Source organism: Bradyrhizobium algeriense (assembly GCF_003062295.1).
Taxonomy (GTDB): domain Bacteria; phylum Pseudomonadota; class Alphaproteobacteria; order Rhizobiales; family Xanthobacteraceae; genus Bradyrhizobium; species Bradyrhizobium algeriense.
In genome coordinates, this window is the sequence record NZ_PYCN01000047.1 from 23,109 (window position 1) to 31,943 (window position 8,835).

6 protein-coding genes and 3 pseudogenes are annotated in these 8,835 nt (G+C 63.2%); 7 read left to right on the plus strand and 2 right to left on the minus strand.

Annotated elements, in window-relative coordinates; translation table 11 throughout:
- Positions 1 to 214: 214 nt before the first annotated feature.
- A complete protein-coding gene (gene repB, locus C7G61_RS38775; RefSeq protein ID WP_108522898.1) occupies positions 215 to 1,240 on the minus strand; it encodes a plasmid partitioning protein RepB in 1,026 nt (341 codons plus the stop codon).
- Positions 1,237 to 2,451, minus strand: a complete 1,215-nt coding sequence (gene repA, locus C7G61_RS38780; protein WP_108522899.1) for a plasmid partitioning protein RepA — start codon at positions 2,449 to 2,451, stop codon at positions 1,237 to 1,239. The genes repB and repA overlap by 4 nt, the downstream gene beginning before the upstream one ends.
- Before the next feature lie 424 nt (positions 2,452 to 2,875).
- On the opposite strand from repA, the gene traI reads away from it, so the two are divergent.
- The 7 genes and pseudogenes from traI to C7G61_RS38815 form a co-directional block, all read left to right on the plus strand.
- A complete protein-coding gene (traI, locus tag C7G61_RS38785; RefSeq protein WP_108522900.1) occupies positions 2,876 to 3,496 on the plus strand; it encodes an acyl-homoserine-lactone synthase in 621 nt (206 codons plus the stop codon).
- 16 nt (positions 3,497 to 3,512) lie between these two features.
- On the plus strand, positions 3,513 to 4,481 hold the full coding sequence (gene trbB / locus C7G61_RS38790; RefSeq protein WP_108522901.1) for a P-type conjugative transfer ATPase TrbB: 969 nt from the start codon (positions 3,513 to 3,515) through the stop codon (positions 4,479 to 4,481).
- Positions 4,471 to 4,848, plus strand: a complete 378-nt coding sequence (locus C7G61_RS38795) for a TrbC/VirB2 family protein (RefSeq protein WP_108522902.1) — start codon at positions 4,471 to 4,473, stop codon at positions 4,846 to 4,848. Before trbB ends, C7G61_RS38795 begins: the two co-directional genes overlap by 11 nt.
- Complete coding sequence (locus C7G61_RS38800) at positions 4,841 to 5,140, plus strand: conjugal transfer protein TrbD (protein WP_108522903.1); 300 nt, start codon at positions 4,841 to 4,843, stop codon at positions 5,138 to 5,140. Before C7G61_RS38795 ends, C7G61_RS38800 begins: the two co-directional genes overlap by 8 nt.
- A 9-nt stretch (positions 5,141 to 5,149) precedes the next feature.
- A pseudogene (locus C7G61_RS38805) lies at positions 5,150 to 7,341 on the plus strand (conjugal transfer protein TrbE); the annotation flags it as partial.
- Positions 7,334 to 7,960: pseudogene (locus C7G61_RS38810) on the plus strand (IS3 family transposase); the annotation flags it as partial. The pseudogenes C7G61_RS38805 and C7G61_RS38810, both read left to right, overlap by 8 nt.
- A gap of 4 nt (positions 7,961 to 7,964) precedes the next feature.
- Positions 7,965 to 8,696 (plus strand): annotated as a pseudogene (locus C7G61_RS38815) (transposase); the annotation flags it as partial.
- Positions 8,697 to 8,835 lie beyond the last annotated feature (139 nt).

Sequence of the window (8,835 nt, forward strand, 5' to 3'; positions counted from 1 at the left end):
CGAGGCTCTTGACTGTGATTCGCGGAAGTGGGATTCTCGTTGTCGCCAAACGAACGAGGAAGGCTTCCGGGACACTGTTTCGGGGGCCTTTCTTTTTACCGCATGCTACCTCTGTGTTTGTTGCGCTATCGTCTGGCTTTGGCCGAGGCCTCCGCCCTTCCCGTCGTGCGGCCAAACCTTGTCAGCTGACAAGGTTTGGCCGCACGACGAAAACTTACTCATTGCCCTCGCGGGCAAAAAACCTCTTCACCAGGCTTGGCAACTCTTCCTCCAGGAAGGCGCTGAAGCCGGTCGCATGTTGGTCCGAGACCGCAAGCTTGATGGCGCCATTTGCGAATGTCGCCTTGCCAACGACCTGCCCGGACGGGGACCGCAGCTCCATCTCGCTATGAGATCGCATGGCCGACTTCTTCACTGCCCCGAGGACAAGCTTGAATCGATCGTCCGAGGGCAAAGTCGAAACCTTGTCAGCTGACAAGGTTGCCCGCACCCGGACAAGCGCGGACGGATCCTCTCCCACGGCCGCCGCTAGCGCGACCCATCGCGGACGTCCCACCTTCCCGGCGCGGCCGATAGCCTCGATGACGTCAACCGGAAGCGCACGACAGACAGTCCGTAGGCGAGCAAGCTCAGGATCGTCGATCGATAGGGCGGCACGGATATCGCGGGCCTTGATGCCGGCTTCGTCCATGCGCCAAACGAACAGCGCGCGTTCGATCCAACTGAGGTCCTGACGAGCCGCGTTCTCGATACCCTGCGCAACGACGAGTTCGCTATCTGACAGCGCAACAATCGTGGCCTTCACCTTGGTGCCGAGATCCAACGCAGCACGCCAGCGTCGATGCCCGTAGACGACCTGATACCGATCAGCCGCGTCCGGGTGGCGCCGCACCTGGATCGGGACCTTTTGGCCTTCCTCCGAAATCAGCTTTTTCAGCGCGTCGAAATCAGCGTTGCTGTCGTCCGGAAGCCGGTCCGGGAACGGCGAGGGGTCGATCAACGCAGGATCAAGTTCCGAACCGCCTCCCGCATCCACGAGCGCCTGGAGCCTATCGCGCTCCTCGCGCAGCTCGGCCAGCGATCGTTGGGTGGCTCCAATGACGCCGGCGCCGACCCGTGCCGGCGCTTGGACCGGCGCATCCACCCTTGAGGGCAGGGCGGCTGAAGGATCGGCGCTCTTTGCTTCCGGATCCGAGAAAGACCCAAAGTTGGCCAGAATTGATCGACGCTTGCTCGTCATGTGCGCCCCCAGGATTCGGCTATCAGTACGAGGACCTGGTCGTTCACCGCATCAATAGACTCCCGCGCCCGCTTGGCGGTCGCCGCCGAGATATTGCCAGGCTCCAGTTCGTAAAGCGTCCGCTTCGCCAGCCCGGCGGTTTCGATTGCTGAGCTCGCTATCGCGGTGGCTGTAAGCACATCTTCGGCGAAGAGGTGTCGAAGCATAGTGACGACGCGGACCTGGGACTGGTCGAACGGGTCGTGCCGCGTCACGACGTAGCGCAGGAAGTCCTGCTTCATCGTCGCACCGGCGTCTCGGATCACCGATATGAGATCACCCATCATGAGCAGAAACTGGCTCATCGACATCACATCCAGCATCGCGGGGTGTACGGTCACGAGGAGGCCAGTCGCCGCATAGATGGCGCCAAGGGTCAGGAAGCCGAGGGATGGGGGAGTGTCCAGAATGACCACGTCATAGGCGTCTTCGACCTCTGCCAAAGCCAGACGTAGGCGCTCGAAGAAAATACTGTCCGAACGCGACTGTTGTTTCGACAGGAACCGTGGAGTCTCGTGCTCATATTCCATGACCTCGATATTTCCCGGGATGAGGTCGATCCCAGTGAAGTACGTCGGGCGGATGATCTCTTCGATCGGCCGGCGCTCATCGTCGTAACGCAACGCGGCGTAGATCGTCTCATTCTGTTGCACGTCGATCTCCGGCTGGGCGCCGAACATCGCCGACAATGAAGCTTGAGGGTCGAGGTCGATGGCAAGGACACGATAGCCGTGGAGAGCGAGATAGTGGGCCAGATGCGCGCTTGTCGTGGTCTTGGCGCTTCCGCCTTTGAAATTCGCCACCGCCAGCACCTGCAGATGTTCACCCGGCCGGCGATGCGGCAAAAACCTCAACACCTCTCCCGGCCGCTGAGCAGCGAAAAGCTCGCGAAGCTCGTTGATCTGAGCGAGCGTGTAAGCGCGATGATTATTTTCCAGTCGGGCGGGGAGAGGCCCTTTGCCCTCGTTTGACATCAGCTTTAGCGTCGACTCCGGGATCGACGTCAGCTTCGAGACCTCATGAGTCATGAAATGCCGAAGGCTCTTCTGAGCATCTGGGGGATACATCTGCTGGCGCCTGGCTTGCAGATGTTCGGAAAGCATTCCGGCGTGCCGGACAATCTTGTCCGCCGGGTCTTCGCTTTGCACACTTGTCAGGGCCTGCGCAGACATTGCCGATTCATTCCTTCGTTGTCGGTCAACAGGCGGTTTGTCGCCATTTGCCCGCTAAACTACGTCACGATTCTCACCTTCCGTCCAGTCCTTTAAGGTTAACAGATACTTAACGACCGTTCGCCGCCACGCCGCGCCGCGCCGTGATTCGTTCGGAATCGCGCAATCATTTCGAGGGGTTATTGCTCGCGCCAACAATGTCGCGATGGCAGTTCAGCACCCCGTTAATCCTACATCCGGGAGGCCGGTTTCGACGGCCGATTTTGCGGGCGAGCGAGCCTTTTTGGGCGACGCACTCTCGACTCACCCCGGCTCAGCGGGCTCGCCCCCCCCCCCCCCCCCCTGTTAATCCTACAGAGGATGAAGATCGCCCGTCTGTGTTGACTTGCCTCCGTTCACTTGGACGCAACGGGGGATTCGGCGAATGCGGGCAATTGCGATTGATGCGAACGAACATAGCGGATCGGGGTCTCTGCTTGATGGGATGCATCGGTTGCGCGCCCGGGTGTTCGCCGGCCGGCTCAGCTGGCAGGTCAAGATCGAGCAGGGCCGCGAACGCGACGAATACGACGCACTCGACCTGACCATCCTGGCGGAGACGGACCGCGGCGCCGTCGCCGGCTGTCCCCGCCTGCTTCCGACCACAGGCCCAACCATGCTGTCGCGGACCTTCCCGCAACTGCTCCCGGGCGGCCGGCTTCGGGCCAAATCCACCATGGTCGTGAGTTCGCGCTTTTGCGTCGACAGGCGGGGCGAGGGTAGGGGAGGCCGGTTCCTGCACGATGCCACGCTGACGATCTTCGAGAGGATGATCGAGTGGTCGATGTCGAATGGCTTGGGCGAGATCGCCACGGCGGCGAATCTGCGGGTCAAAGGCATCCTGCAACGGGCGGGCTGGCCGATGAGGCGACTCGGCAGCGTGGAGCACATCGGCGACACCATGAGCGTCGCCGGCGTCCTGCCGGCCGACCAGGCGAGCTTCGACCGGGTCCATCCGCCTGGCTATCGATCCGACCTGCGCCGCCTTCAGTGCACCGCTGCGTGAGCGGCGGGCGATTGCTATGGCCGAACTTCGTTCGCATCCGCGGCTTGTCCGCAAACTCCAGGACGCCCTTGGCGACCAGATCTGCGCCGCGCTCGATGATCCGGCGGTCGTCGAAGTCATGCTCAATCCTGATGGCCGGTTGTTCATTGAACGACTAGGCCAAGGGATGACAGCTGCCGGAACCATGCTTGGGGCGACCGCCGAGATCATCATCGGCAGCGTCGCCCACGCGCTGCAATCCGAAGCCGACGACGAGCGCCCGATCATTTCAGGGGAACTGCCGATCGGCGGTCATCGTTTCGAAGGTTTGCTACCGCCTGTCGTCGGCGCCCCCACCTTCACGATTCGAAAGCGCGCTTCGCGTCTGTTCGATCTCGAGGATTACGTGACGCAGGACGTGATGACGGCCGATCAACTTGCGGTCATCCGCAACGCCATCGGATCGCGCCTGAACATTGTCGTGTCCGGCGGGACGGGCTCAGGTAAGACCACACTCGCCAATGCCGTGATCGCGGCGATCGTGGCGCACGCGCCTGAGCACCGCCTGGTCATTCTCGAAGACACGGCCGAGATCCAGTGTGCGGCCGAAAACGCCGTCTCGCTTCATACGAGCGGCACAGTCGACATGGCGCGTCTGCTCAAGAGTACCATGCGGCTACGACCCGATCGCATCATCGTCGGAGAAGTGCGCGACGGCGCGGCGCTCACGCTGCTCAAGGCCTGGAACACGGGCCATCCCGGCGGCATCACCACCATCCACGCCAATAGCGCCATTTCGGCGCTGCGCCGTCTGGAGCAGCTCACGGCCGAAGTTAGTCAACAGCCCATGCGCGAGGTCATCGGCGAGGCGGTCGATCTGATCGTCTCGATCGAACGAACGGATCGCGGCCGCCAGGTCCGCGACGTGCTCCACGTCGAGAGCTTCTCGGCGGGCCAATACCAAACCCAATCCTATGCCCCCAAGGAGGAGCGCCATGTCGCTTAACCGCATGATGATCGTAGGTGCCGGCGGCCTGCTGCTCGCACTCGTGATGTTGGATCCAGTTTTTGCATCGACCAGCGGCGGCGGCAATCTTCCTTGGGAGAGCCCGCTTCAGCAGATCCAGCAATCGATCACGGGTCCCGTGGCTGGCTTCATCGCGCTTGCAACTGTCGCGGTTGCCGGCGGCATGTTGATCTTCGGCGGCGAGCTCAACGATTTCGCGCGACGCCTGATGTATGTCGTGCTTGTCGCCGGCATTCTCCTCGGCGCCACGCAGATCGTCGCCTTGTTCGGTGCGAGCGGCGCGTCGATCGGCGATGTCACGAGCACCATGCCGACCGCCGGTAGGGCAGGGGACCTCAATGGCTGAGGTCGGCGCCAATCTCAGACGCAGCCGCATCCATCGCGCGCTGTCGCGGCCGAACCTGCTGTTCGGCGCGGATCGCGAGCTCGTGCTGCTGACCGGCCTTGCCGCCGTCATCCTGATCTTCGTCGTGCTCACCTGGTACGCGGCGATCCTCGGCGCGGCGATCTGGATCGTCGTCGTGGCGGCGCTGCGGATGATGGCGAAGGCCGACCCGATGATGCGGCGGGTCTACGCCCGTCACATCTCCTACCGGCCTCACTACCGGGCAACCTCGACGCCCTGGCGTCGCTACTGAGGTCCGCTCATGGCTGCGCTGCGCTCCTTCCGTCACTCCGGCCCATCCTTCGCCGATCTCGTGCCTTACGCCGGGCTGGTCGCGAACGGCATCCTGCTGTTGAAGGACGGCTCGCTGATGGCGGGTTGGTATTTTGCGGGCCCGGACTCCGAGAGCTCGACCGACGCCGAGCGCAACGAGGTCTCGCGCCAGATCAACACCATCCTGGCGCGCCTCGGCTCGGGCTGGATGATCCAGGTCGAGGCTGTACGCGTGCCGACGACGGACTATCCGGCGCGGCAGGACTGCTACTTTCCCGATCCGGTGACACGCGCCATTGACGATGAGCGTCGCAGCCACTTCGAGCAGGAGCGGGGACATTATGAGAGCCGGCACGCCATCATCCTGACCTGGCGGCCGCCGGAACGCCGGCGGGCCGGACTCGCCCGCTACATCTACTCCGACGTCGAAAGCCGGTCGGCGTCCTATGCCGACACCGCGATCGACAGTTTCCGCACCTCGATCCGCGAGGTCGAGCAATATCTCGCGAGCGTCCTGTCCATCCGGCGCATGGAAACGCGCGAGATTGAGGAGCGCGATGGCACGCGCATGGCGCGTTACGATGAACTGTTCCAGTTCATCCGCTTCTGCATTACGGGCGAGAACCACCCGATCCGCTTGCCCGACATTCCGATGTATCTGGACTGGCTGGCGACCGCCGAGCTTCAACACGGTCTCTCGCCCATGGTCGAGAACCGCTTTCTCGGCGTCGTCGCGATCGACGGATTCCCGCCGAGAGCTGGCCGGGAATCCTCAATTCGCTCGATCTGATGCCGCTGACCTATCGCTGGTCGTCGCGCTTCATGTTCCTCGACGATCAGGACGCGCGGCAGAAGCTCGAGCGCACCCGAAAGAAGTGGCAGCAGAAAGTCCGCCCCTTCATCGACCAGCTGTTCCAGACGCAAAGCCGCTCGATCGACCAGGATGCGGCGGCCATGGTGGCCGAAACCGAGGACGCGATCGCGGAAGCCTCCTCGCAACTCGTCGCCTATGGCTATTACACGCCGGTCATCGTTCTGTTCGACGAAAGCAGCGCGCGCCTGCAGGAGAAGGCGGAGGCGGTCCGTCGCCTGATCCAGGCCGAAGGTTTTGGCGCGCGCATCGAAACGCTGAACGCGACGGAAGCCTTCCTCGGCAGCCTGCCCGGCAATTGGTACGCCAATATCCGCGAGCCGCTGGTCAACACGCGGAACCTTGCGGACCTGATCCCGCTCAATTCGGTCTGGTCGGGCAATCCGACCGCGCCATGCCCGTTCTATCCGTCGGGCTCCCCGCCGCTGATGCAGGTCGCCTCCGGCTCCACACCCTTCCGGCTGAACCTGCATGTCGACGACGTCGGGCATACGCTGGTGTTCGGGCCGACAGGCTCCGGCAAGTCGACGCTGCTCGCGCTGATCGCAGCGCAGTTTCGCCGTTATGCCGGCGCGCAGATCTTCGCCTTCGACAAGGGCCGCTCGATGATGCCGCTGACGCTGGCCGCCGGCGGCGACCATCACGAGATCGGCGGTGATGAGGTGGACGGCGCGGCAGCGCTTGCCTTCTGTCCGTTGTCGGACTTGTCGACCGACACCGATCGCGCCTGGGCGTCCGAATGGATCGAAACGCTGGTTGCCGTGCAAGGTGTCTTGATCACGCCTGATCATCGCAACGCTATCTCGCGGCAGGTCGGCCTCATGGCCGAGGCGCGTGGGCGATCTTTATCTGATTTCGTGTCGGGCGTGCAGCTGCGCGAGATCAAGGACGCGCTGCACCACTACACGGTCGACGGTCCGATGGGCCAATTGCTCGATGCGGAGAGGGACGGCTTGCTGCTCGGTTCCTTCCAGACCTTCGAGATCGAGCAGCTGATGAACATGGGCGAGCGCAACCTCGTCCCGGTCCTGACCTATTTGTTCCGGCGAATCGAAAAGCGGCTGACCGGCGCGCCCAGCCTCATTATCCTCGATGAGGCCTGGCTCATGCTCGGCCATCCTGTCTTCCGGGACAAGATTCGCGAGTGGTTGAAGGTCCTGCGTAAAGCCAATTGCGCGGTGCTGCTCGCGACGCAGTCGATCTCGGACGCCGAGCGCTCCGGCATCATCGATGTGCTGAAGGAAAGCTGCCCGACGAAGATCTGCCTGCCGAACGGCGCGGCGCGCGAGTCGGGCACGCGCGAGTTTCATTGCGAAGCACCGGGGGGGCTGGCCGGCGGAATGGTTGTGCGAGGCGCTCGGTGTCTCGCGAGGTGGGTTTTATGCGTGGCTGACAAGGCCACGCAGCCGTCGCGTCTAGAGTAACGAGGATCTCGGCGCGAAGGTCCGTGCCAGCTTCCTTGGGAGCGACCGGACCTATGGCGCCAGGCGCGTGTGGCACGACCTGCTCGCCGAAGGGGTATCGTGCGGGCTGCATCGGATCGAACGATTGATGCGGCTGCAGGCCCTCAAAGCACGCCCGCGACGGCGGCGTCTGCCGCCGGATCTGGGTGAGCGGCAGGCCGCCGCCGTCGCTCCCAATGTGCTCGACCGCTCCTTCGAAGCAGCCGCTCCCAACCGCAAATGGATTGCCGACTTTACCTATGTCTGGACGGCCGAGGGGTGGCTCTACGTGTCTGCCGTCGTCGATCTGTTCTCGCGGCGTGTGGTCGGCTGGTCGATGCAGACCGCCATGACGGCACAGCTCGTCACCGACGCGCTGGTGATGGCAATCTGGCGACGGGGCAAGCCTGACGCGCTGCTGCATCATTCCGATCGCGGCGCCCAAGGCGGATTCAAGCGGTCGTCCCAACACCTGAACGAAGGAGGTTGCGATGGGCATTCGAAAGCGACGATCACACCGTTCTGGACGAGCACCGTTGGCGTCACCGGGACGGCCGCCAGTAGCGGGGCGATCTGAACTCCAGCGATTCTGGTTGGGTATTGCGCAGGGAATGACCAGCGAGGATGCTGCATTAGCGGCTGGTATGTCGCAGCCTGTCGGAACCAGATTGTTCCGACAGGCAGGCGGCATGGCACCAGCGATGTTCAGATCTTCAACCCAGCCGCGGTCCGGGCGGTACCTCTCGTTTGCGGAACGTGAGGAGATCGCACTTCTTCGCGTTCAGGGCCTTTCGAGACGCGAGATCGGACGCCGACTTGGCCGATCCGCCTCGACCATCTCCCGTGAGCTACGACGCAATGCCGCGACGCGCAGCGGAGGCCTGGAGTATCGTGCATCGACAGCCCAATGGCACGCCGAGCGATCGGCCCGTCGGCCCAAACCGACCAAGCTTGCGCTCAACACAACGTTGCGCACTTATGTGGAGCAGCGACTGGCCGGCGTGGTCATGACCCCAAGTGGCGCTGCCGTTCCTGGTCCCGCCGTTCCGTGGAAGGGCCGCCGGCATGGCCCGCGAAAGGATCGGCGATGGGCCAGGGCTTGGAGCCCGGAGCAGATTGCCCGACGCTTGCCGATCGACTTCCCGGACGACAAGACGATGCGCATCAGCCACGAAGCCATCTATCAAGCTCTCTTCGTTCAGGGTCGGGGAGCGCTACGCCGCATTGAGCGCTTCTACAACCGCGCATCAGAACACCCATCTGTCTATGTTGTTGAAGAGAAGAGAGTTTGCTGATCGGGATGCGATCCCGTGGGGTATCTTGGGTTCTGTCGCGCTCGTTCGGCGATAGATTGAGCGGCAC

Bases quoted from the DNA above. Each gene is read 5' to 3' on its own strand.
- trbB (WP_108522901.1), top strand. From the start codon at position 3,513: ATGGCCGAACTTCGTTCGCATCCGCGGCTTGTCCGCAAACTCCAGGAC.
- repB (WP_108522898.1), bottom strand. From the start codon at position 1,240: ATGACGAGCAAGCGTCGATCAATTCTGGCCAACTTTGGGTCTTTCTCG.
- C7G61_RS38800 (WP_108522903.1), top strand. From the start codon at position 4,841: ATGGCTGAGGTCGGCGCCAATCTCAGACGCAGCCGCATCCATCGCGCG.
- traI (WP_108522900.1), top strand. From the start codon at position 2,876: ATGCGGGCAATTGCGATTGATGCGAACGAACATAGCGGATCGGGGTCT.
- C7G61_RS38795 (WP_108522902.1), top strand. From the start codon at position 4,471: ATGTCGCTTAACCGCATGATGATCGTAGGTGCCGGCGGCCTGCTGCTC.
- repA (WP_108522899.1), bottom strand. From the start codon at position 2,451: ATGTCTGCGCAGGCCCTGACAAGTGTGCAAAGCGAAGACCCGGCGGAC.